Origin of the sequence: Anabaena sp. FACHB-83, from assembly GCF_014697485.1 — a bacterium.
In the GTDB taxonomy this organism is placed as follows: domain Bacteria; phylum Cyanobacteriota; class Cyanobacteriia; order Cyanobacteriales; family Nostocaceae; genus Nostoc_B.
Map to the genome: position 1 here is coordinate 16,410 of NZ_JACJRY010000009.1, position 24,512 is coordinate 40,921.

The 24,512-nt window shown below is 42.6% G+C and carries 20 protein-coding genes; 8 read left to right on the forward strand and 12 right to left on the reverse strand.

What is annotated here, in order from left to right:
* Positions 1-62 precede the first annotated feature (62 nt).
* Positions 63-296, reverse strand: a complete 234-nt coding sequence (gene xseB / locus H6G79_RS13185) for an exodeoxyribonuclease VII small subunit (protein WP_190589358.1) — start codon at positions 294-296, stop codon at positions 63-65.
* Positions 296-1,543 carry an exodeoxyribonuclease VII large subunit gene (gene xseA / locus H6G79_RS13190; protein ID WP_190589359.1) on the reverse strand — a complete coding sequence of 416 codons (1,248 nt, stop codon included), beginning with the start codon at positions 1,541-1,543 and terminating at the stop codon, positions 296-298. Before xseA ends, xseB begins: the two co-directional genes overlap by 1 nt.
* Positions 1,544-2,052: 509 nt before the next feature.
* On the opposite strand from xseA, the gene recA reads away from it, so the two are divergent.
* Positions 2,053-3,123, forward strand: a complete 1,071-nt coding sequence (gene recA / locus H6G79_RS13195) for a recombinase RecA (protein WP_190589360.1) — start codon at positions 2,053-2,055, stop codon at positions 3,121-3,123.
* 195 nt (positions 3,124-3,318) lie between these two features.
* On the opposite strand, the gene H6G79_RS13200 is transcribed toward recA, so the two are convergent.
* The 3 genes from H6G79_RS13200 to hemL form a co-directional block, all read right to left on the reverse strand.
* Entirely contained in the window at positions 3,319-4,083 is a 765-nt protein-coding gene (locus tag H6G79_RS13200) for an FHA domain-containing protein (RefSeq protein ID WP_190589361.1), read from the reverse strand.
* A 379-nt stretch (positions 4,084-4,462) separates the two neighbouring features.
* Positions 4,463-6,082, reverse strand: coding sequence for a serine/threonine-protein kinase (locus H6G79_RS13205; protein ID WP_190589362.1), 1,620 nt, complete (start codon positions 6,080-6,082; stop codon positions 4,463-4,465).
* Between the two features lie 355 nt (positions 6,083-6,437).
* Positions 6,438-7,736, reverse strand: a complete 1,299-nt coding sequence (gene hemL, locus H6G79_RS13210) for a glutamate-1-semialdehyde 2,1-aminomutase (protein WP_190589363.1) — start codon at positions 7,734-7,736, stop codon at positions 6,438-6,440.
* A 108-nt stretch (positions 7,737-7,844) separates the two neighbouring features.
* Between hemL and H6G79_RS13215 the strand changes: the two genes are divergently transcribed.
* The 3 genes from H6G79_RS13215 to H6G79_RS13225 all read left to right on the forward strand — a co-directional run bounded on the left by H6G79_RS13215 (position 7,845) and on the right by H6G79_RS13225 (position 9,657).
* Positions 7,845-8,039, forward strand: coding sequence for a ChaB family protein (locus H6G79_RS13215; RefSeq protein WP_062297230.1), 195 nt, complete (start codon positions 7,845-7,847; stop codon positions 8,037-8,039).
* 97 nt (positions 8,040-8,136) lie between these two features.
* Positions 8,137-8,787: a bifunctional phosphoribosyl-AMP cyclohydrolase/phosphoribosyl-ATP diphosphatase HisIE gene (gene hisIE / locus H6G79_RS13220; RefSeq protein WP_190589364.1), complete on the forward strand. Its 651-nt coding sequence runs from the start codon at positions 8,137-8,139 to the stop codon at positions 8,785-8,787.
* Between the two features lie 672 nt (positions 8,788-9,459).
* A complete protein-coding gene (locus tag H6G79_RS13225) occupies positions 9,460-9,657 on the forward strand; it encodes a DUF2811 domain-containing protein (protein WP_062297234.1) in 198 nt (65 codons plus the stop codon).
* Positions 9,658-9,826: 169 nt separating this feature from the next.
* On the opposite strand, the gene H6G79_RS13230 is transcribed toward H6G79_RS13225, so the two are convergent.
* Positions 9,827-10,546 (reverse strand): response regulator transcription factor, encoded by a 720-nt coding sequence (locus H6G79_RS13230; RefSeq protein ID WP_190589365.1) that lies wholly within the window; start codon positions 10,544-10,546, stop codon positions 9,827-9,829.
* Between the two features lie 594 nt (positions 10,547-11,140).
* Between H6G79_RS13230 and H6G79_RS13235 the strand changes: the two genes are divergently transcribed.
* A complete protein-coding gene (locus tag H6G79_RS13235) occupies positions 11,141-11,764 on the forward strand; it encodes a CPP1-like family protein (RefSeq protein ID WP_190589366.1) in 624 nt (207 codons plus the stop codon).
* Between the two features lie 179 nt (positions 11,765-11,943).
* On the opposite strand, the gene H6G79_RS13240 is transcribed toward H6G79_RS13235, so the two are convergent.
* From H6G79_RS13240 to H6G79_RS13250, 3 genes are all read right to left on the reverse strand, one after another.
* Complete coding sequence (locus H6G79_RS13240) at positions 11,944-12,642, reverse strand: HAD family hydrolase (protein WP_190589367.1); 699 nt, start codon at positions 12,640-12,642, stop codon at positions 11,944-11,946.
* 163 nt (positions 12,643-12,805) lie between these two features.
* On the reverse strand, positions 12,806-13,660 hold the full coding sequence (gene trpC / locus H6G79_RS13245; RefSeq protein ID WP_190589368.1) for an indole-3-glycerol phosphate synthase TrpC: 855 nt from the start codon (positions 13,658-13,660) through the stop codon (positions 12,806-12,808).
* A 223-nt stretch (positions 13,661-13,883) separates the two neighbouring features.
* A complete protein-coding gene (locus H6G79_RS13250; protein WP_190589369.1) occupies positions 13,884-14,159 on the reverse strand; it encodes a HetP family heterocyst commitment protein in 276 nt (91 codons plus the stop codon).
* Positions 14,160-14,730: 571 nt separating this feature from the next.
* Here H6G79_RS13250 and H6G79_RS13255 point away from each other — a divergent pair.
* Complete coding sequence (locus H6G79_RS13255) at positions 14,731-14,880, forward strand: hypothetical protein (protein ID WP_190589370.1); 150 nt, start codon at positions 14,731-14,733, stop codon at positions 14,878-14,880.
* Positions 14,881-15,213: 333 nt separating this feature from the next.
* Positions 15,214-15,621: a KTSC domain-containing protein gene (locus tag H6G79_RS13260; RefSeq protein ID WP_190589371.1), complete on the forward strand. Its 408-nt coding sequence runs from the start codon at positions 15,214-15,216 to the stop codon at positions 15,619-15,621.
* A 284-nt stretch (positions 15,622-15,905) separates the two neighbouring features.
* Here H6G79_RS13260 and H6G79_RS13265 read toward each other — a convergent pair whose 3' ends face one another.
* The 3 genes from H6G79_RS13265 to H6G79_RS13275 all read right to left on the reverse strand — a co-directional run bounded on the left by H6G79_RS13265 (position 15,906) and on the right by H6G79_RS13275 (position 19,810).
* On the reverse strand, positions 15,906-16,913 hold the full coding sequence (locus H6G79_RS13265; protein WP_190589372.1) for a DnaJ C-terminal domain-containing protein: 1,008 nt from the start codon (positions 16,911-16,913) through the stop codon (positions 15,906-15,908).
* Positions 16,914-17,240: 327 nt separating this feature from the next.
* On the reverse strand, positions 17,241-17,786 hold the full coding sequence (locus H6G79_RS13270) for an AAA family ATPase (RefSeq protein ID WP_190589373.1): 546 nt from the start codon (positions 17,784-17,786) through the stop codon (positions 17,241-17,243).
* Positions 17,787-18,520: 734 nt separating this feature from the next.
* Positions 18,521-19,810: a glucose-1-phosphate adenylyltransferase gene (locus tag H6G79_RS13275; RefSeq protein WP_190589374.1), complete on the reverse strand. Its 1,290-nt coding sequence runs from the start codon at positions 19,808-19,810 to the stop codon at positions 18,521-18,523.
* A 493-nt stretch (positions 19,811-20,303) separates the two neighbouring features.
* Here H6G79_RS13275 and H6G79_RS13280 point away from each other — a divergent pair, with 493 nt between their 5' ends.
* Positions 20,304-24,491, forward strand: a complete 4,188-nt coding sequence (locus H6G79_RS13280; RefSeq protein WP_190589375.1) for a chemotaxis protein CheB — start codon at positions 20,304-20,306, stop codon at positions 24,489-24,491.
* The last annotated feature ends 21 nt before the right edge of the window (positions 24,492-24,512 follow it).

Genomic DNA, 24,512 nt, shown 5'->3' on the forward strand with positions numbered 1-24,512 from the left:
ATGAGAGTCGATATTTCGATTTAGCGGTCTATAATCCGTGGTGAGTCTGACTTCGGAATTCTTCAATCATCATTTAAAGTTTCAATCAATAAATCTACTTGCTTTTGTCTTTGTTGCAAAAAGCTTTCACACTGACGTAAATACTCAACAGCAGTGGCAAACTGCTCAAACACGGCTTCCAACTCCAATTCACCCGCTTCAATGCGGGCAATAATTTTTTCAATTTCTGATACCTTCGCCTCGTAATTCACATTTGCGATCGCTTCCGCATCCGAGGAACTTTTACGTTTAACCATTAATCTTTTAGGGTTTTTGTCGTCACTTCCGTAACTTTTACTTTAACTTCTCCCTGCCCCAACTGAACCAACAATTCTTGACCAACAGTTAACTCACTTGCATGACGCGCGATCGCTCCATTTTCTTGGCGTACCACGGCGTAACCTCGCTGTAACACCGCCTTTGGGTCAAGGGTAGCTAACTTCTGGCGCAACAATTCTAAATGCTGTGTGGCTTGTCGCGATCGCTGGCTAGTAACTTGTAAAAGTTGCTGACGTTTCCAGCCTAACTTTTGCATTTCTTGTTTGACTTGTCTATCTAAGCCTACACGTTGCAAGCGATTACGTAAGATTTGCAGTTGATTGACGGCTGATGTCCTCACCTCATACACAGCATCATACAAAGCATCAATTCGCTGCTGATGTTGAGCAGACAATTCTGATAGTGATGGTACAACTAATTCGGCGGCGGCGGTCGGTGTATGTACGCAGACATCAGCCGCTAAATCGACTAAAGATTCATCTCGTTGATGACCAATCCCCGTAATTACCGGGATAGAACATTCTGCCACAGCCCTGACGACTCGCTCATCATTAAAGCAAGCTAATTCCTCAACTGCCCCACCACCCCGTGATAAAATTAGCACCTCAGCCCGACCATCTTTTTCAACTCTGGCGATCGCTTTCACTATTGATTCTGGTGCTTGTTCGCCTTGTACCGTGGCTGGCGAAAATAATACTTGTAAGCCAGGATATCGATGTTTAAGGGTTTTTTGAATATCACCCCAAGCCGCCGCCGTGGGTGAAGTCACAACTGCGATCATTTGGGGATGGGGTGGTAGCGGCCGCTTTTTTTCGGGGTCGAATAACCCTTCCGCTAACAAGCGATTACGTAATTGTTGATAGCGTAATGCTTGTAAACCCACACCCGCAGGTAAAGCTTGCCAAACCGTTAACTGATACTCTCCTCTTTGGGGATACAAGCGTATACTCCCCAAAATAATTATCTGTTCACCAACCGCAGGAATCTGCACAAGTTTTGCTACTTGACTATTCCACGCCACGCACTTAATCGCTGCTGTCCCATCCGGGTCTTGCAGTGTAAAAAATAAACCACTGCGATGATGATTGGCGCTGGAAACCTCCCCTGTGATCCAAACTTGTCGCAGTTGCTCATCTTGCTCTAACAGCAACCGGATATAATCAGTTAACCCAGCTACCGAAAGTGCTGTATTGAAAGTTACAGAGTCAGTAAAATCAGAAGTCATCAATTAAGGGGGCCGAATAAAAAGGACTCAGAAGACAGAATTCAGAATTGGTGAATACTCCTACCATAAAGGGATGGAGTTTAAATTAAGAAGAAATTTTTATTTTGATTTCGCCCAGTTGGGACGAGGTTTTCCACCAATATTCATCACCCAGCGATGCACTGAGCTTGCTGAAGTGTCATACAGAATTCATACTGAATTCTGACTCCTGATTTCTGAATTCTTCTTCATAAACTAGCAAAACTTCTATCCAAATCCTAACAAAACCGTGTATTTTTCAGATTGGTAGTCTTGAACACTCAGATAAAATTTTGCTGAGGTGGGAATAACTTACCACTAGACCTGGCGAAAGCCATAATAGTTGAGGGGGGTAAAGACTCATCAAAGTTGTGACGTTTGTTTCTTAGAGAAATCCGATTTCCGCATTTTCTGGCTAAAATAGTATATCTGTTCTACTTCAACTCCAAACCTAACACTCCATAAATCCATATATATAGATAGAGGCAGTAATGGCTATCAACACTGACAATTCCGGTAAGCAAAAAGCCCTGAATATGGTACTCAACCAGATTGAGCGCAGCTTCGGTAAAGGTGCTATTATGCGCCTGGGCGATGCAACCCGGATGCGGGTGGAGACAATTTCCACAGGCGCACTCACCTTAGATTTAGCCCTGGGTGGTGGTTTACCCAAAGGGCGGGTAATTGAGATTTATGGCCCAGAAAGTTCTGGTAAAACCACAGTCGCCCTACATGCCCTCGCCGAAGTGCAGAAACAAGGTGGAATTGCGGCCTTTGTGGATGCGGAACACGCCTTAGACCCTACTTATGCGGCGGCTTTAGGTGTAGATATCGAGAATTTACTGGTTTCTCAACCTGATACTGGAGAAGCAGCTTTAGAAATTGTTGATCAACTGGTGCGCTCATCTGCCGTTGACATTGTAGTTATTGACTCAGTAGCAGCACTAGTTCCCCGCGCTGAAATCGAAGGCGATATGGGAGACGCACACGTTGGTTTACAAGCACGTTTGATGAGCCAAGCCCTCCGTAAAATCACGGGTAATATTGGTAAATCTGGTTGTACAGTAATTTTCATCAACCAATTACGGCAAAAGATTGGTGTCACCTACGGTAGCCCAGAAACTACAACTGGTGGTAATGCGTTGAAGTTTTATGCTTCTGTGCGTTTAGATATTCGTCGCATTCAAACCTTGAAAAAAGGAACTGATGAATTTGGGAACCGCGTTAAGGTAAAAGTTGCTAAAAACAAAGTTGCACCACCTTTTAGAGTGGCAGAATTTGACATTATTTTTGGTAAGGGAGTGTCAATTTTAGGTTGTTTGGTCGATATAGCCGAAGAAACAGGTGTTTTAACTCGTAAAGGTGCTTGGTATAGTTACAACGGCGACAACATTTCGCAAGGTAGAGATAACGCGATTAAATATTTAGAAGAAAAACCAGAATTCGCCGAACAAATTAAACAACAGGTGCGCCAAAAACTTGATATGGGCGCGGTTGTTTCTGCTAATTCTGTAGCTAAAGCCAGTGAAGATGAGGAAGAAGAATACGAAGAGGAAGAATAGTATTTACTATTGAACAGTGAATCAATTAGTGGCGAACAGAAATACGCCACTAATTTAGCAATCCTAAATGAGTTGTGAAAATCGAGAGGATCAGATCCCCGACTTCTTCAAGAAGTCGGGGATCTTTTGGTTCACGAATGATTTAGGAATGCTATTGCAAAAATCAAATTGGAAAATCTTAAACTCCGTTCATAGCTAAGAAGGCGTAACTCGGCTGAAAAATCTATCTAAGATGTCTGATTTCTGTTCTGTACTAAAACCATCATGGCTATGTTGATAGTCTAAACCAAGGTTTTTGGTAAATGGAACAGCTTTATCAGTAATTTCAGGTAGGTATTTTCCGGGCGCAACATGACTTAAGGTATCATCTAAGTTGCAGTTTTTGCGAGATGAAAGCTGCATCAGTAACTCAACAGCTACCGTCGGTAAAATGCGAGAAGTCTGATTATAGAAAAAATAAAAACTCAGACTACCGATACGGATGCGATCGCCTTCTTTGAGTTTCATTGTTTCATAAACACGTTCGCCATTCACAAAGGAACCATTCGTACTTTTAAAATCGACTAGGTAAAACCCGTCTTCGTCATATTGGATGGCAGCATGACGACGAGATAGGTATTTATCATTAATACAGATACCACAGTGGCGATCGCGTCCAATTGTCCAAATTCGCTGCGGTTGTAGTAAAGTCTGGGTTTGATTTTCAGCCAAATTAGTTACCAAGTAAACCTTCTCATCATCTACCACACCCTGCACATAGCTTGTATTTAACCCTGTCACACCAGGCAATGAACGGCCTTCCATCTGAAGAATGTCATCTAGAAGTCCACTATGGTGTTCGTACAACTTGACAAATACTTGATATAAACTTAGTCTTCTTTCTATCTCTTTACTTTGAAAGTCAGCGATTTTAGCTGAAGCTTTTAGTATGAATAGATTTGATTTGCTGATGTCGGTCATGGACTTTTTTCTCAGCCTAAAATCAGGAACAGTGGCTTTTTGAGTTTTTGCTTTCAGACAATGGAGTTGGATGATTTTGACTAAGAATTCCTACTTGTATTTTGGTACTTAGTATAAGTATCATGCAACTTTAGTTTTTTAAAAAAATTGTTTTATTTCGTTTTATATTGTAAATTACTGTAGTCTTATTTTAACAGATACTAATTATTAAGAATAATTTAAGTATTTCTTAAGTAATATTAGAAAGATTAAAGCTAAAGGATTAATTTCGTAATTCACCCAAAAACAAAAATTAAGTATTGAGTATCAATACTTAATTCTTAATTTGAATTATTCAAATTTATTTATGAAGATTTTCCTATTTCCTGTTTATCTGGACTTACAATAAACCACGTTTACCATTCGGGCGTACTGTCATCCAATTAGTTTTGGCTAGAGCCAGTTGTTCATCTAAAATTTTGGCACCAGTCAGATTAGCACCACATAAATTAGCGCCTCGGAGATTAGCATTACTCAGATGGGCGTAGCTGAGATCAGCACCCCGTAAATCTGCTCCTTCTAAATCAGCATGGTTAAAATAAGCTTTGCTTAAATTTGCATCTCTGAGATTGGCGCGGGTGAGACTAGCCCTACCAAAATCACTGTTGTGAAGATTTGCGCCTTGAAGATTAGTGCTTTGCAGTTGAGCCGAATGAAAATTGGTTTCTGACAATTCACTACCTTGGAGATTGAGAAAGTTTAAATTGTGTAAGGCAAAATCTCGTCTTCCCTTGAGATAGGCTGTTAATAAAGTTTGGCTATCTAATCTGCGTCCAGCTTTAGATTGTTGATTACTTGCACTATTACTATGACTGTTAGGTAACATTCCGGGTTTACCTACAGAGGCTGCACGCATTCCACCTTGATCAGAAGCAGCAGCCTCGGCAATTTTTGCTCTGCGGGCGCGAATTGCGGCGGCTACCTGTGCTACTCCTGTCGCATTACCCCCAACTGCGGAAGGATTGCTGCATAAAATTGCCGAGTTCTCTCCACGCTGCGGTGTTTTTTCTTTAGAATTATTTTCAGATTTTACTAGCAAGCTCTTAGCCAAACTATCCAAGTAAGGCTCCATTTCTAATGCTCGGAGAACTTCTGCTGCTGACTGGTAGCGATTGCGGACAGAAACATCTAACATTTTTCGCAACACACCTGTCAAGTGATCACTCACATGCACCAAATGTTCCCACATCATTTCCCCTGTGGTGGGATTGTAATCTAAATCTTTAGGAGTTTTGCTGGTGAGCAAATAAATACAAGTTACTCCGAGGGCATAGATATCACTTGCGTAAACCGGACGCATCGCCATTTGTTCTGGAGGTGCAAAGCCAGGGGTACCAATTGCGTAGGCGGTTAAGGCAGTATGCCCTGATTGACTCGGCGCAGCTTGAGTGACGTGGTTTTTCACCGCACCAAAGTCAATTAGCACCATTCTGGCATCTTGGGTGCGACGAATTAAGTTGGCTGGTTTGATATCACGGTGAATTACCTTCTGCTCGTGGATGTATTGCAGTACAGGTAACATCTCACTCAAAAACTGTTTCACACCAACTTCAGTCAATACACCATTAGCTTTGACTTCCTGTTGCAAGGTAGCACCGCTAATGTATTCCTGAACTAAATAGAATTGTTCCTGTTCTTCAAAATAGTCCAGTAATCTGGGGACTTGAGGATGGTTACCAATTTTACCTAATGTTCTGGCTTCACGCTCAAAGAGTTCTCGCGCCATTTGCAAAACATGGGGTGCGTTTCCTGATGGTCGTAGTTGCTTGATGACGCAACTAGGTTCTCCTGGTAAAGCTTCATCTTGAGCCAGAAAGGTTGCGCCAAAGCCTCCTTGACCTAACGGTTTGCTCACCCGATAGCGATCGCGCAGCAGTAGGCGCGAGCCGCAAGACTGACACCTTTGGCTATATACCACATTTTCTGGATTGGGACAGGTTGGATTTAAGCAGTAGCTCATGCACTGTCAACTCGCTGCGCGAAAATGGCTGGGAGCATTACACTCTAATTCAATTATTGAGACCAAAACTGACTCTGAGCAGGTAATTTATGCTGGAAATCCTTTGAAGAGTTCCTAAAGTTTGACTGCTTGATCTAAGCGATCATCACAACAAGATAGCTGATTGACCGCGCGATCGTCAGTAGTTATCAAGCTATTTGTGTAATAACTAGTTTTCAAATCAAAATTCTACGTATTTTTACAGTCACTTAAGTAGTGCTGAGTGGAAAGTGCAGAGTGCTGAGTTGAGAAAGCGCCGTAGGCGCTTATGTTTTTTGCTTTGCAAACTATTTACTCAGCACTCAGCACTCAGCACTTACAAACTAGACAATACTTCCCGTGCCACAGCAAGAGTCTGCTCAATATCTTCCTCAGTATGTGCCAAAGAGGTAAAGCCAGCCTCAAACTGAGAAGGTGCTAAATAAACACCACGTTCTAACATTCCGCGATGAAAACGCCCAAATTTGGCAGTATCTGACTTTTTGGCATCTTCATAGTTATGAACAGGCCCAGAAGTAAAGAATAAGCCAAACATGGCGCTAATCTGACCACCACAAGCAGCGTGACCAGTTTCTTGAGCAATTTGCAGTAAACCGGCGGCTAATTTTTGCGTAATTTGGTCAAGATACTCATAAGTACCAGGTTTTTGTAGCAATTCCAGGGTTTTAATCCCAGCTGTCATCGCCAATGGGTTCCCGGAAAGAGTACCAGCCTGATACACAGGGCCAGCAGGAGCGATCATGGACATAATATCCCGCCGTCCTCCATAAGCTCCGACTGGTAAACCACCACCGATAACTTTACCTAGTGTTGTCAAATCGGGAGTAATGCCAAATTTCTCTTGAGCGCCACCATAAGCGATCCGGAAACCCGTCATGACTTCATCAAATACTAATAAAGCTCCATGCTCATGGGTGAGTTCCCGTAGACCTTCTAAAAACCCAGCATCAGGAGGAATAAACCCAGCATTCCCAACCACTGGCTCTAGAATGACACCAGCAATCTGGTCGCGGTTTTCTTCAAACAAGGCTTTGACGGCTTCCAGGTCATTGAAAGGAGCTGTTAGGGTGCTGCTAGTTGCTGATTTTGGTACTCCTGGGGAGTCGGGTAAACCAAGGGTGGCTACACCAGAACCAGCTTTAACCAAGAACATATCAGCATGTCCGTGGTAACAGCCTTCAAATTTGATGATTTTCTCACGATTGGTAAAAGCCCGCATCAGCCGCAAAACTGCCATACAAGCTTCTGTGCCAGAGTTGACAAATCTGACCATTTCGATGCTTGGAACAGCATCAATCACCATTTCTGCGAGTACGTTTTCCAGAACTGATGGCGCACCAAAACTTGTACCTTTTTCTAAAGCTTCATGAAGTGCTGCGATCACTTCTGGATGAGTGTGTCCGCAAATAGCAGGCCCCCAAGTGCCTACATAGTCGATGTATTGGTTGCCATCAACATCCCAGATGTATGCGCCTTTAACATGGTCAAAAACTATGGGTTGACCACCGACAGATTTAAATGCTCTGACAGGAGAACTCACTCCTCCCGGCATGAGGTTTTGGGCGGCGGCGAAAATTTCTTGTGATTTTGTGGTTTTAATTGTGGTGTTTACCAAGGTTCTCTCCTAAAAGTGAGAAAGAAAAAAGCTCTATCTTAGGATAGGGTTAAATACTGTGCGTAATTTCTATCCTATAGAAATAGCTGAACCAGGAAAATAACAACTATGTTGTATAAGTCCAATGAAGACTTGCCTTTAGAAATCCGAACTCGGTTATCTGAGGCATACCAGGAACTTTACCGTGCAGCGTTTAACTCGGCTCTCCATTGGTATGGTGAAGCATCGAAAGCTCACCAAGTGGCGCTAAGTGCTGTGAGGATGCAGTCTGCAATGGACAGAAATGTTGTTGTTTCAGGCTAGATAATTAAATTTTCATTTTGAGAAAACATTCCAGCTGTCATATTGAGAATGGTATCGTGAATCCATGAATCATTGTTGTTAGAGCAAGTAAGCTGGTATGTTTTCTACCGAACCAAATTCATTCCGTCACGCTATTCCCGTTGAAGAGATTCGCTACGACGAACGGGGTTTGGTAGCGGCCATTGTGCAGGACTATTTGGATGGCACAGTCTTGATGATGGCTTGGATGAATCGGGAATCGTTACAAAAGACTTTGGACACTGGAGAAACTTGGTTTTGGAGTCGTTCGCGTCAAGAGTTATGGCATAAGGGCGGGACTTCGGGACATATTCAAAAAGTACAGAGCATTCGCTATGACTGTGATAGTGATGCTTTGTTAATTGGGGTGGAGCAAATCGGAGATATTGCTTGTCATACAGGTGAGCGCAGTTGTTTTCATCAAGTAGATGGCAAAATTCAACTACCACCAGCCGATACATTATCTCAGGTGTTTCAGGTGATTTGCGATCGCCGCGACCACCCCACAGAAAGTTCTTATACCTGCAAGTTATTCGCAGGCGGTGATAACAAGATTTTGAAAAAGATTGGTGAAGAATCGGCTGAGGTGGTGATGGCTTTTAAGGATGATGAGCCCGAAGCCATTGCAGGTGAGGTTGCGGATTTGCTCTATCACACCTTGGTTGCTTTGGCTCATCATCAAGTTGATTTAAAGGCTGTATATCGGAAACTGCAAGAACGGAGACGTTAAGGGAATAGGGACTAGTAGTGTACCAACCCAAAATTGCTACGTGGAGGTAAGCAAGGGAGCAAGGGAGCAGGGGAGCAGGGGAGAAACTTGCAGTAAGTCTTTCCCCCCTGCCCCTCTGCCTCTCTGCCCCTCTGCTGACCACAACGCAAAGTTTCCTTGGCAGACTACTAGGGGCTAGGGAGTGGAAAATAGAGGATGTAAGTAATTTTCCTGACTCCTGACTCCTGCCTTCAAACTTTTTGTAATTCTTATCATTTGCTGAACTTTTCCTCACTGATTCCACAGGGTTTCCACAGGGTTTTTAGTAGTTTTCCACAGACACACTACGAGATGATCAGCACTTGCTGGGTTACTGGGGATTTTGGGGTGATAGCTGTAGCTGGTTTCAGTGACTGAGTTTTTGTGAATTTATGTAACAAAAACTCTGGTTTAACCCTGATTATTCCGTGAGTTTTTCTTTTCTTAAGCACTTTTGTTAACATTTCGCAGCATTGACAAAACCACCCCCTCTTGAAGCACAATGATGCGACTGGCACTTTATTTCTACCCGAATTTATCTGGGAAAATAAAAAATTCCTGAGATGTTTGGAGGCAACAGAAGCGACAATTTTGATTTTTTGCTTCAAGAGTGGCAGTAAATTCGCTTGATCGACCTCAGAGAAGGAAAATCTCATGAACACAAAGGTGAGCATTTTTACGGAAATTCCCGAAACACTCCATGAATCGCTCAAAACTTATTTAGAAACTCACCCTGATTGGGATCAAACCCGTGTGTTAACAGCAGCTTTGTCACTGTTTTTACTCCAAAATGGGGATAGCGATCGCCGTGCGGCTCGTGTTTATTTAGAAACTTTATTCCACAACTGCTAGTTATGTAGTAGGGGACAGGTGACAGGTAACGGGTGATAGGTGACATTCCTGAGATGTTAACTGTCTTGGCGATCGCTAGATCAATCAGGATTGAGGCAAAAAAGAATACATAATAGTCAGGGCGAACAAATGTTCGCCCTGACTTAGTGTTAAGTATGAAATAATTAATTCAAGGGTTAGTTTCCAATTGCGGTGAATGAGTAGGACATTCAAACTTATAACCTACGCCGCGTACAGTTTGAATTAATGCTGGTTGACTGGCATCAGCTTCAATTTTCTTCCGAATTTGACCGATGTGTACATCGACAACCCGTTGGTCGCCAACATATTCATAGTCCCAAACCTCTTGAATGAGTTCGGCGCGTCGCCAAACTCGTCCAGGATGACTGGCTAAAAAATGCAGTAAGTCAAATTCTAATGCTGTTAGAGGTACTGGTAGGCTGTTTAATGTCACTTCCCGCCGAACGGGATCAATCATCAGTTTTTCAAAAACTAGGCGTTTTTGTTCTGCTGTTGTCACAACCCGTTGTCGCCGTAAAATCGCGGCGACTCTGACTTCTAACTCTCCTAGACCAAATGGCTTGGTGAGATAGTCATCAGCACCTTTAGCAAAGCCGCGAATCTTGTCAGCTTCATCCGCACGGCTAGTGAGCATGAGAACAAACACACCATTACGACTTTGCATCTCTTGGCAGAGGTTGAACCCGATTACGTCTGGTAAGTTTACGTCTAAAATTACCAAGTCAGGGTTAAATTGCTCGAATAGCGCCAAGGCTGTTTTACCATCCTCAGCCGCCTCCACCTGATAGTTCTGCTTAATCAAAAAGCGTTGGATTAAGTTGCGAACCGCAGGGTCGTCATCAACTACAAGAATCTTGGCAGGAGCCATGACCATCACTTTGCACAAAAATTCGTAAGATTAACAGGAGAATTGCGTACTTTGGGACTGTTACACAAACTTTGCTGGTGTTCCCGTACTTGAGATGCAGCCATTGTAATGGCAATTTGATGTCAAATCATTAAATAGTCTCAACATGAGCCACAGCAGTTGTGTAACTTTGGAAAATTTCCTACTCCCAATTACGTGGTAATTTAAAGCTTTTCAATTTTAATATCGATATGCTTGTGGATACCACTAGTGATTGTGAAGCTGGTTCATCTAAATTGCCTCAAGGCACGGTAAATTGCCAAATTTGAAACATAAAAGTTAATTTTTTCATAAAAAAATAAGTTTTAAGAAGTCTTAGTTCAAATTCTAGAGTAAAGCCACCACTGGTCAACGACATGAGGGGATACACGGAGTTCTAGCAATATGTTAAAGTTGCTATAGTTAAATTTCCTGGGTCAGTTTAACTTACCCGTGCTACTATCCTGGTAGAGCATATAAGTTGCTTGCAACATTTGTTTAAATCTAGGCAAAACCTAAAGTTGTTTTCCAAACAGCAAAATACCTCTGCTGACTAAGGCTGAAGTGTAAACTCCCATGAGCGATCAAAATCCCTACGACAAACTTGGGGTGTCCGAAGAAGCTAGCTTTGATGAGATTCAGGATGCTCGCAATCGCCTATTGGAGCAACACAGTGGCGATGCTAAGGCTCTGGAACTCATTGAAGCGTCTTATGATGCGATTTTAATGGATCGGTTACGGATGCGTCAGGAAGGCAAAATCAAAGTACCTGAGCGAATCCGTTTCCCAGAACTACGAGTCCAATTTCCTCCTAAAGAAGTTTCAACTCCTCGTGAACAGTCGCCTGCATGGCTACAGAGGCTATTAGATCAGCCAACAACGGCAGATGTACTGTTACCAGGTGCTTGGTATTTAGGTTTGAGTGCTATTGGTATTTTCTATCCCGCCTCTGGTGATCAAGTTTTACAGTTGGCGTTGGTGGTTGGGGTAGGTGTTAGTGTTTACTTTCTTAATCGTAAAGAAGGTAAGTTTGGTAGAGCCGTTTTGTTAACGCTGATTGGTCTGATATTAGGCTTGATTATTGGCGGATTGATTGCAAGCGGTTTACCACAAATCGGTTTGGTGGGGTTAAATCCTGAGCAATTTTCTACGGTGTTCACATTTATATTATTGTGGTTAATTAGTAGCTTTCTGCGGTAATATAAAAAATTTACTATTGATTATGGGTAGCAGAATCAATCATCTGCTACCCATATTTATAGGACTTAACAATCAAGGGTTTTGGGAAGGGTGTGGGGGTTCAGGGGTGTATGTATCTAAAACTCTTACACCCCACACCCAGTCTCCACAGACAATCTTTGTGCGTGAGTCCTAATTGATTATCTGAGGGTTAAAGTACTCTTTTCTAAAATCAGAGCTACTGCTGAACTTAAATTAGGAACAATCAAATCTGGGCGGTATAGTTCTAGTTGAGCGCGATCGCGGATACCAGATTCTACAGCCATAACTTTAATGTTATGGGTTTTAGCGGCAGTGATATCGGCTTCTGTGTCTCCCACCATCCAGGTATCGCTAACGAAAGACAGTTCTTTTAAGGCTTTGGCCATTAACAATGGCTTATCTTCAATATCACGGGTTTTAACATAGTCGTTGCTCAGACAATAACGGCGATTTTCGGGGAAAAATTTACCTAAATCAAATTTTTGAAAGGCAAAGTCTAATTCCCAAACTCGCCGCATAGTCATAACTGCTAAGTCAACTCCGGCTGCTTGAATTTTGGCTAATGCTTCTACAGCACCCGGTACTAAGGTGTCATAGTCAAAATAAGGTTCTGTATGTACTGTTTTCCGCCGCAGTTGGGAAAATTCTTGTGCTTGTGCTTCATCCAGTCCAGAAGTTAAGGCAATTTGTTTTTCAGGAATTCTCGCTCGCTTTTGTTGCCAAAATTCAGCTTTACTTAATTGTCTTACTGCTTGTCCTGGACGTTGGGTTTTTTCTAAACAATATTGATAAACACGATAGTACCGTTCAGAAACATCAACAATGGGGCCGTCGAAGTCGGTAAATAGTCTTAGCATCGGCGGAAATTATATGTTAATTTTTCTTAAGAGTAACTTAATTGTGTATCAATAGTCATTATTTAATTAATTGATGTAAATATTTATTTCAAATCGTTGGGTTAAGCAATACAAAACCCAACGATTTGAAAGTTAATGAGTGGGGAATAGGAAAGAAGACTAACTATTGAAATGTTGAAGCATCGCTGTTAAGTAAACGGCGGACAGCTTGTTCTATATCTGTTTCTTTGATTAAAGATTCACCGATTAAAACGGCGTTGGTACCAGCCGCCGCCATCAGGGATAAGTCAGCGTGGGTGTAAAGTCCTGATTCACTGACGACGATCGCACCCAAGTTTTGAATTTGCGATCGCCTAGCAGCTAGTAATCTCTGAGTTGTGCCGATATCAACGGTAAAGTCTGCTAAACTTTGGTTGTTAATGCCAATTAAGCGGACATCATCTAGCTGCAAGACTCGATCCAGTTCAGCTAAGGTATGCACTTCTATTAAGGCACTCATCCCCAAATAATGAATAATGCGTTGAAAATCTTGCAGTTGTCTATCTGTGAGAATTGCGGCTATGAGTAGAACTGCATCTGCACCTGCGGCGCGTGCTAAATAAATTTGGCAGGGATCAATAATAAACTCTTTACAAAGCAGTGGTACTGATACTTTGTGGCGAATCATCCGCAAACTTTCAAAACTACCTTGAAAAAATGTCCGTTCGGTAAAGACAGAAATACAAGCTGCACCAGCACGTTCGTAAGCTTTGGCGATCGCAATAGCATCAAAGTCTGCGCGAATCATCCCATAACCAGGAGATGCTTTTTGAATTTCTGCAATTAAACTAGGTTTATAAGGGTTTTGTTGTAAGGCTGTGAAAAAATCTCGGATGGTGGGTGCAGCTGTTAACTGACGTTGCAAAGAAGCTAAAGACATGTGTTGTTGAATCTGTGCTACTTCTTGCTTTTTCTGCCACACAATTTCTCTTAACATAGGCTGGAGATGAGGATTCACAGTAGTCATCGGATAAATCATAAGTTGTCAAAAATTGGGAAGTGAAATGAATTAAAAACATGAAGTATTCACATCAGCACAATAAATGAGGCTGATGAGAAATTTTTCCAACGAGTTATTTGGCATTTATAGCAATCAAATCTGCTATAAATTGCAATGCAAAACATAAACATCAGCCAGAAATATCCGACTAATGTAGGAGTTTTTTCGGGAATATAAGGCTATATAGATAATTGCTGCGGTTTTAAGAGCGTACCCAATTTGATTTGATGTCAAAAACGCCTATTTTCTGTTCAGAAGCGTTAGTTTCTTTTGGCTTTGCGCCGTGGAGTAGGTAGTTATTTTTGAGGAGACGAATATAGGTACGGTAGGGAATGTAATCTATGGGGTTATAACCAGAAAACCTCAGCATTAAAACACATGCCCAAGAGTATTTACCTGCAATAATCGCTTTAATAATTTGTTCAACTTGTTCTGTATTAATTGGCTTGGCATTTCGTAGGTTATCTAGTTGATACATAAAACCCTCTTTTTAGCTTTCATCCTAGATTTGCTAGGTTGGATTATATTTAGTACCAAAAACTCTGTTCAGGGTATCCGTCTATTGTTTCACGGATATAAATAGGACGGATAATTATAGGCTAGGCTATCAATATGCACCTACATATTTGCCCCCAAAAATGCGGCGTATATCGATGAAAACTTTTTTAATTACACTAGGGACTGTAATTTTGATCATCTCCAGACCAATAGCTTCTGCCGAAAAAGTTCTGCTCGGAACTTGGCAAAATTAGTCGAATGCCACTTCAACTAATTTGGCATACTCATTTCATGGTTTGGTAGAAGACGTTGACCCTTGTAGTTAATAGATTGGTCTGTACGTGGTAGATGAAGAGTGTAATTTACACTGAAGACAAGCTGACGATGATGTGTCGTGTTCTTGTTCTGCAAATGATTCTGTGCTGTATTGCTGATTGCGTGTCATTGCCAATAGTTGGGGGTGGTGTGATAAACACTCCCTGAACAGTGGGAATAATGGATATCGCCTTGGATATGCGTAGTTGCTGGTAAATAAGCCTCTACGAATCCAGGTGAAACATTTTGATTTCAGTGACAGTGCAGAATACATGAACATCGCCCAAGGTGTGGTAGGTGAAGGAATCACAAATCATCGGCATTTCTGGGAAACTTTTGCTGGGGTGTGGCGCGATCGCTTTGCTACCTCAACAAAACAAGTTTGACACTACAGCACTAAATCAATAAGCACCAACAAAATTTGAAAATAGGGGTGGATGGGCATCAACTAGCATTGTGATTTGCGAGAGTGATTAATCCATAGTCCCGCCCCTATCTAATAAACCGTGTTGCAGAAACTGCTTCTTTGTTAAGACTACTGAATATTACGTCACAGATATATGATGATTGTTTTGCTAGACCTATCTATTATTTCGTTCTTGCTATGGAAACTTGACGACGAAGTTATTTTATAGTACAAAAATACTAATATAAGTTGCCGATCGCACAGGCACAAGTAAATTACACTCCACAACCATACCAGCAGGAGCGCCAAGTTAATGAAGCTATCGAAAATAGACTTAAGCAGTTTAGTAGGGATTGCTCATTCTGACGGATACTTGCAATTATTACTAGATAGAGGTGATGAACTAGAATTTTTAGAAATTCCTGCACCAGTGCAAGCTTATGAAGGGTTGCAACACCTAAATGAGATTGTGGCAGAAACACTCACCTTACCTGTGCTAGAAGAACCGATTGCGATGCTACCAGTCAATTCATCAATGGCGATCGCAGTGGGATATAGTGACAGCGATCGCATCTTACAAGTAGAATTTCAAAACGGTGCAGTTTATCAATATGCGGAAGTAGAGCCAGAAACGTGGGAAGATTTACACGATGCTGACTCTGTTGGTGAGTTTTTCAATCAAGAAATTAAAGGGCGATATTTTTCAGAACGGGTAGACTAGGGGGCAGGTAAAAGATAACAGGTGATGAGGAATTCTCTGTTCCCCAACTTTTTATACTAATAGGACTTACGCATAAAAACGAAAAACCAAGGATTTTGGCGAGGGTGTAGGCGTACAGGGTATAGGGGTGTATGTATCTAAAACCCTCACGCCACACACCCTTACACCCTTGCACCCAATCTTCATAGACAATCTTTGTGCGTAAGTCCTGATTAAGTTGCTGTCAGAAATAGTATCCCGACTCCCCATTTCCCGACTCCCCACTCCCTACTCCCGACTCATAATTACAACTTAACTTGGTTTAAATGACTGCGGGGATTATATGTACGTATAGCCCGAATTTTTTCATAATATTCGCGTTCTTGGGGGCTGAGGTCTTTTGGTGGTGCGATCGCAACTTTCACCAATTGATCACCACGTCCACCTTTGGGTAAAGGCCAGCCTTTGCCCCGTAAACGCAGAGATTGACCAGAACGCACCCCCGCAGGCAATTTCACATTCACATTTCCATCAGGGGTAGGTACATCAATCGAAGCGCCTAAAGTTGCTTCATCTGGTGTAATTGGCACTTCACAGACCAAATTATCACCTTCAATTTGGAAGAATGAATGAGGTTGCAGTTCCACCTTTAAATATAAATCGCCCCGTTGTTGAGTCATGGGGTTAAATTGACCTTTACCCCGCACCCGCAAACGACTACCGGGTTTAGCACCAGCCGGAATGCGAACATCAAGTGTTTCACTACCCAAATTAAACCGCTTCTGCACACCAGCAAAGGCTTCCAAAAAAGTCAGGTTAATTATGGCTTCCGTATCTTGGGCTGTACCTGCACCAGCATCTTGAAAGCCAAAATCGTTAAAGTTGCCAAAACCGGCACCAGGTCTACCTGTGTTAGTACGGTAAGAGTAACTTTGTCTACCACCAGGCGCACGAGAACCCGCCGCACCACCAAAGCGGCCTAATAACTCATTAATAAACTCATCAAAACTGCCGTATTGGCTGAAGTCGAAACCACCCATATCAACGCCAGCACCGCCACCGGGGAAGCCTTGACCGACTTGTTTCCAATATTGACCAAATTGGTCATATTTTTGACGCTTATCTGGGTCAGATAAGACTTCATAGGCTTCATTGACTTCTTTAAAATTGGCTTCTGCTTGCTTATTGCCAGGATTTACATCAGGGTGATACTTTCGGGCTAATTTCCGAAAAGCTTGTTTAACTTCCTCTGGACTGGCAGTCTTACTAACTCCCAAAACTGAATAATAATCTTTGAAGTCGGTTGCAGCCATCTACCAGCCTCCTGTAAAAATTTACTTTAAGTTTTTTTGTAAGATGTCAGATTTATATTTTGCTAGGTATAATGCCGAGCAATTAGATTCTGATTTTAAATTAACAAACAAAACACAATTGCAAGTGGGGTTCTTGCTCACTGCGTCAGCGCAATTCCCGTACTTTGGGAAGTGTGGGAGGTGTGGGAAGTGTGGGAGGTGTGGGAGGTGTGGGAGGTGTGGGAGGTGTGGGAGGGGTGGGAGGATGGTGAAGAAATCTTTCCCCCCTCTCTCCCCACACTCCCCACACTCCCCTCTCTTCCCACACTCCCCACACTCCCCACACCCTTATACCCCACACCCTATTTTAATCAAGTCGTCTAATCCTTCTTCGATGCTGGGTGGAGCGTCTCGGAGTTGGCGGTGCATTCGGAAGATGACTTCTTCGGGAACTTGGCGATCGCGTCTTTTATTGCGAGCCAAACACAGCCATACTGGTGTAGTGAGCCAAATTCCCACCACTTGCGTAAAACCTATGTCACGGCTAAAGGTAATCAAGTCGCGGCGATGGCTTCTTTGAACATTGGTAGCATCAAAAATTGCTGATTGATTAGCCATAACTGTTTTTTGAAGTTGCTGTTCTAATTCTTGCCAAATCAAAAACCACGGCCCTTGAATAATTTCATCGCCAAACAATTGCCCCCGGATGGCATCTGTAGAAATCAGTTGCATCTGGGGGCATTTAGCTATTAATTGTTTTGCTAAAGTTGACTTGCCGCTACCCGGCAGACCGATGAGTAAGAGGAGTGCTGAGTGTGGAGTGCTGAGTGCTGAGTGTGGAGTGCTGAGTGCTGAGTGAGAAAACAGTGAAAAGTAATAGTTTGTCGTACTCATAATTCAAAGTTTCAAACTCAGCACTTTCAACTCAGATAGCAAGAGGCGGGTTTGAATCCCTCTTTGTATTACCACTACGGTGTACACACAAGTCGAATTACCCCCCTTAATCCCCCCTTATAAAGGGGGGAAATAAGCAAATCTAGTTCCCTTATCCCCTTGGAAAGGAGGGAAATAAGCAAATCTAGTCCCCTTATTCCCTTGGAAAGGAGGGAAATAAGCAAATCTAGTCCCCTCCCCTTTCCAAGGTTACGGTGTACACACAAGTCTTGAAATCCTACCTATCGTTTGGTTTCGTCATTCTAGCTTTCGGTTTGGCGATCGCTTTGAAACCCTGTCATTGCGAGGAGGAACGACGAAGCAATCGCCAAAACTACTGGATTATGCGATTACTTCGCTCCGTTATCACTGCGCTCGTAATGACAATTTAAAGAGTCTATAACGTCTAAAACCCTTGCAGCTACCACTTGTGTGTACACGGTAGCTTTCCAAGGGGAGGGTTAGGGCTTTCAAGGGCAGGCTTTTTTTATTAGACAAATTTTTGGGCTTTTAAAACCAAAATTATTGTCTGAACAGTTAAAACTACGTTTCATAATTGAGAATATTCTCAACTATTTATCGAAGGTTTAAAAACCTGCCCTTGAAAGGAGGGTTAGGGTGGGGTAATTCCATAACTTGTGTGTACACGGTAGCTTATTACCCTCCTGCCCCCTGCCTTTCAACTCCTGCGTTCCTTAAATAATCGTCCCATCGGTGATGACTGCACCTTTGAGGACAACTACAATCCCACTACGGATGTAGAAGCCTTGACTTTCTCGGTCAGCTTCTTGGACGTTATCTTTGTTGATGATTTTAACATCGTGACCAATGCGGGCATTTTTATCAATAATTGCCCGGCGAATGATGGTATCTGTACCAATGCCTACGGGGAGATCACCTTTGTCGATGCTGCATTGACGCTCAACAGAAGCTTGATAAAAGTCTGCGCCCATGAGCAAAGATTCTTCGATGATACAGCCCGATTCAATCCGCGATCGCACTCCTAAAACTGAATGTTGAATACGGCAGTTTTTCAAAATACAGCCTTCACCAATAATTGATTCGGTGACATGGCAATCTAATAATTTGGTGGGCGGTAGATAACGCGGACGAGTGTAAATTGGTGCTTCTTCATCGTAGAAGCTAAAAGGTGGTTGAGGCTGCTGGGTTAAGGCTAAATTGGCATTATAAAATGCTTCAATTGTCCCGATATCTTCCCAGTAATCATCAAATAAATAAGCTTGAATGTTATAGTCTTGGGCTGCATCAGGGATAATTTCTTTGCCAAAATCAGTCCGTTCGAGTTTTTCCCGCAGCAACTTGATCAAAACATCTTTCTTAAAGACATAAATCCCCATTGAGGCGATATATGGCTGGTCTTCGGCCTGTTCTTTGGTTAATCCCAAAATGGTGGTATCAACCTGCATTTTTGCTAAAGCCTCACCTTTGGGCTTTTCGCTAAAGTCAACCACTCTCCCAGCATCATTGATTTTCATCAAGCCAAAGTCAGAAGCCCGACGGTTATCAATGGGAATTACCGAGAGGGTAATATCAGCATTGGTTTCTCGATGACGCTGGATGAATTGACGATAATCCATCCGGTAAAGGTGATCACCTGAGAGAATCAAAAATTCATCTACATCCCATTCCTCCAACATCCACAAGTACTGTCGCACTGCATCGGCTGTACCTTGGAACCAGTTGGGGTTTTCTGGAGTTTGTTGTGCAGCCAACACTTCCACAAACCCTTCACTGAATCCGCTAAAGTTGTAAGTACGAGCAATGTGACGGTTCAGAGAAGCTGAGTTGAATTGTGTCAGGACGTAGATTTTAAAAATTTCCGAATTAATACAGTTACTCACAGGGATATCAATTAAGCGATATTTCCCCGCTACGGGAACTGCTGGTTTTGCCCGGAGTTTGGTTAAAGGGTAAAGGCGGGTGCCTGCGCCACCACCGAGAATGATTGCTAAAACTTTTTTCACAAAATTTCTCCCGACTGCCTTTCAACTCTCACTTTCAGTTTATGACTGTATGTAGCCTCTGATAAGGGGGGGATCAAAGATTCTCCGGGATGATTTTTAGAAAATAATAACTGAGGACTTACGCAGTCAGACGAAAAATCAAGGGTTTGAGGAGGGTGAAGGGGTATAGGAGAGATTATCTATGAAGATTGGGTGTAGGGGTGTGAGGGTATAGGGGTGTGGGAGGGGTGTGGGGAGTATGGGGAGAGAGGGGAGTGTGGGGAGAGCGGGGAGTATGGGGAGTGTGGGGAGTATGGGGGAAAGATTTCTTCACCATCCTCCCACACCTCCCACACCTCCCACACCTCCCACACCCTCTTACCTTTACACCCATTTTTAACAGACAACTTTTGTGTGTAAGTCTTGAATATCTATCTCTGGCTGGCTACAGTCTAAGCAACAACATCGTATTTTATGTACAGCTCATGTAATGCCCTGTAATTTTTTGTAGATCATGAACTCTAGGCGGACAAAGAAATCTCAGTCTTCTAATTCCAACGAACAGCAACAAACATACCAAAATGAATTATTTCCCATTGTCGGGATTGGTGCATCTGCCGGAGGTTTGGAAGCATTTACCCAATTACTCAGCCATTTGCCCAAAAATACAGGGATGGGATTTGTGTTTATTCAACACTTGAGTCCCGACAAAAAAAGTATCTTGGCTGAGATTTTGTCCCAAACCACTGAGATGCCAGTCACACAAGTTGAAAATGGTATGGAGGTGGAACCGAATCATGTTTATGTGATTCCCCCCAATGCGATGATGACCATCTCTGAGGGCAAGTTAAATTTGAGTCCGCGCCAGAAAATTCGCGGACAAGTAATGTCAGTTGATACATTCTTTTTTTCGTTGGCTCAGGAACGGGGTAGTAAAGCTATTGGCGTGGTGTTGTCTGGGGGTGATTCTGATGGCGCACGCGGGTTAGAAGCAATTAAAGAAGCGGGAGGTATTACCTTTGCCCAAAGTGAAACATCGGCTCAGGTGAGTAGTATGCCAAATACGGCTGTGGCTTCTGGTCAGGTAGACTTTGTATTAACACCACAAGCGATCGCTCAAGAGTTAGCTCATCTCAGTCTTCATCCCTACATTCGTCCCTCAAATCCCGCACAATCAATTGAAGTTCGAGCAACTGAAGAAAATGCTTTATCGCAAATCTTTAGTCTGTTAAAGGCTACCACAGGCGTTGATTTTAACTTTTACAAGCAAACCACCCTCAAGCGGCGCATTCTGCGGCGCATGATTTTATACAAACTAGAGAGATTAGAAGATTACACCAATTATCTTCAGGAGCATCCCGCAGAAGTTAAAGCATTGTATTACGATGTCTTGATTACTGTTACTAGTTTTTTCCGTGATCCAGAAGCTTTTGAAGCTTTAAAAACCAAAATATTTCCCCAGATTACCAAAGGGCAAAACCTTAATACCCCAATTCGGATTTGGGTAGTGGGATGTTCCACAGGAGAAGAAGCCTATTCAATTGCAATTTGTTTATTGGAATATTTACAGAATCAAGGCATTGATAAACCGATTCAATTGTTTGCTACGGATATTAATGAAATCGCCATTGAAAAAGCCAGGATCGGGATTTACCAACATAACCAATTAATTGATGTTTCTCCTGAGCGTCTGCAACGTTTTTTCACGCCAGTAGAAGGTGGCTACCAAATCAGCAAACCAGTCAGAGAGGTTTGTGTTTTTGCCAGACAAAACTTGATTAGTGATCCGCCCTTTTCCCATCTAGATTTAATTACCTGTCGCAATGTCTTGATTTATTTGAGTGCGACTATCCAAAAGAAACTGCTGCCCCTTTTTCACTATGGTTTGCAACAAACTGGCTTTTTGATGTTAGGTACATCAGAGACAGTGGGCGAATTTAGTAATTTGTTTACTTTGATTGACCGCAAGTACAAAATTTACTCGCGTAAAATGGCTGTGACACGCCTGGGAATTAATTTAATTAGCAGTAACTATCCCAGCGAAACTTTGAATCAGCCACTACCAGTCAGTGAGAGAATCTGGAATGATGTGGAAATCCAGAAAGTGGCTGACCGAATTGTGTTAGAGCGGTATGCTCCGGTTGGTGTAATTATTGATAGTGATTTAGAAATTTTGCAGTTTCGTGGGCAAACAAGTCCTTATTTACAACTACCATTAGGTAGACCAAGTTTTAATTTGCTGAGAATTGCTAAAGAAGAATTAAAACTAGAATTACGCACGGCAATTCATCAAGCTAAAAAGCGTGGTGGGACGGTACAAAAAGAAGGTATTCAAGTTAGAGATAACGACCAAATTAAACTGATAAAAATTGAAGTTGCACCTTTTAATGTCCCAGCTACTACAGAGCGTTACTTTTTAGTGATGTTTTCTGAAACTCTCACAAACACCACTTCTTTGTTAGATTCATCTAGCGATAACCGTAAAAGCAAACAAACTCATAAACAAGAAGAAATTAACCAACTGCAACAAGAACTAGCCACTACAAAAGAATATTTGCAGTCAATTATTGAAGAACAACAAGCTACCAATCAAGATTTAAGGGCGGCTAATGAAGAAATTCTCTCTAGTAATGAAGAGTTGCAAAGCACTAACGAAGAACTAGAAACTGCAAAAGAAGAAATTCAAGCTACGAATGAAGAATTAAACACAATTAATGATGAACTACAACGCCGTAATCTAGAATCTACCCAAGTCAGCAACGATTTACAAAATCTCCTCAGCAGTATTAATATTCCCATCTTGATGTTAGGTGGTGATTTACGCATTCGGCGGTTTACTCCGGTTGCAGAAACTATATTTAACTTAATTCCTCCCGATGTGGGGCGGCCATTCAGTGATATTAATCACAATTTAAATATTCCTGATTTAGAGCAGCAAATTATCGAGGTGATCAACACACTCAATTTTAAAACTCAGGAAGTCCAAGACCAAGAAGGTCATTGGTATGATTTACGTATTCGCCCCTATCGCACTATCGATAACAAAATAGATGGTGCTGTTGTGGTATTGGTTGATATTGATGCTCTCAAACGCAGCGCCAGACAGGTTACAGCTGCTAGAGATTATGCAGAAGCAATTGTCGCCACTGTGCGAGAATCTTTGGTGGTATTAGATACAGATTTGCGGGTAATTACCGCTAATCAGTTTTTCTATGAAAAATTTAATGTATTACCAGCCGAAACCGAACAGCGTTTGATTTATGAAATCGGCGATGGCCAATGGAATATTCCCCAATTGCGATCGCTCCTAGAAAATATTCTGCCACAACAAAGTCAATTTCAAGATTTAGAAGTTGAGCATGACTTTCATCCAATTGGGAAGAAAGTTATGCGGTTAAATGCGCGGAAATTGTCGCACATTCATGATATACCGATGATTTTGTTGGTGATTGAAGATATTACCCAACAAACACAGCTAGAAGCAGAACGAACTCAACTATTAGCACAAGAACAATCAGCCCGTGAAGCCGCCGAGACCGCCAACCGCGCCAAGGATGAATTTTTGTCAATTCTGTCTCACGAACTGCGAAACCCGTTAAATGCAATGCTGGGGTGGGCAACTTTACTCCGCACTCAGCAACTGAACGAAACCACAGTCAACCAAGGTTTAGCAGCCATTGAACATAGCGCCCAAACCCAAGCCCATTTGATTAGTGATTTGTTGGATATCTCCCGCATTAGTTCTGGTAGGCTGCAAATGAATGCCCAAGAAATTGAACTAGTGCCAATTATTGAAGCAGCGATCGCGGTGGTACGTCTAGCCGCAGACACCAAAAATATTCAAATTAATCCGAATTTTGCCTCCACCAGCCGACCAATGATAGGAGATCCAGTCCGCTTACAGCAGGTACTCTGGAATTTACTCTCAAATGCCATCAAATTTACCCCAGCTAACGGCAGAATTGATATCACCTTAGAGTACACAAATTTACAAGCGCAAATACAAGTCAGTGATACAGGTCAAGGCATCAGTGCAGAATTTTTACCTTATATTTTTGAACGCTTCCGCCAAGCAGATGGCAGCAAAACACGTTCTAATCCAGGTTTAGGGTTAGGGCTGTCGATTGTGCGTCACTTGGTAGAACTCCACGGCGGGACAATAGAAGTCCACAGCCCCGGAGAAGGTCAAGGCGCAACATTCATTGTCAAACTGCCTTTACAAGCCAATCAGCCAGAAATTCCTGTACCGATTCCTCCCTTACCATCCGTCACCAGAAACAACCTACCGGAAATCCCACCCGATGACCTTCCCGCCTTAGCAGGTGTGCGGGTACTAATAGTAGACGACGAACCAGACATCCGCCAATTATTTCAAATAATTCTGGAAGAATATGGAATTGAAGTTACAGCCGTCGCCTCTGCTAGTGCTGCTTTATCAACTTTAGTGGCAAATCCTGGCGGTTATGATGTCCTTTTGTCTGACATTGGTTTACCAGAACAAGATGGTTATATGCTGATACGCCAAATCAGAGAACTCAGCCCCGAACTTGGTGGGCAAATTCCCGCCGTCGCCCTCACCGCCTATGCTACTGATGCAGATTATACCGAAGCTTTAGCCGCAGGCTACCAGATGCACCTTGCTAAACCTGTTGAACCTATGCAGTTAGTAGGTGTTGTTGCAGCTTTGAGTGGGAGGGGGTAGGGTAGGGGGCAGGGTGCAGGG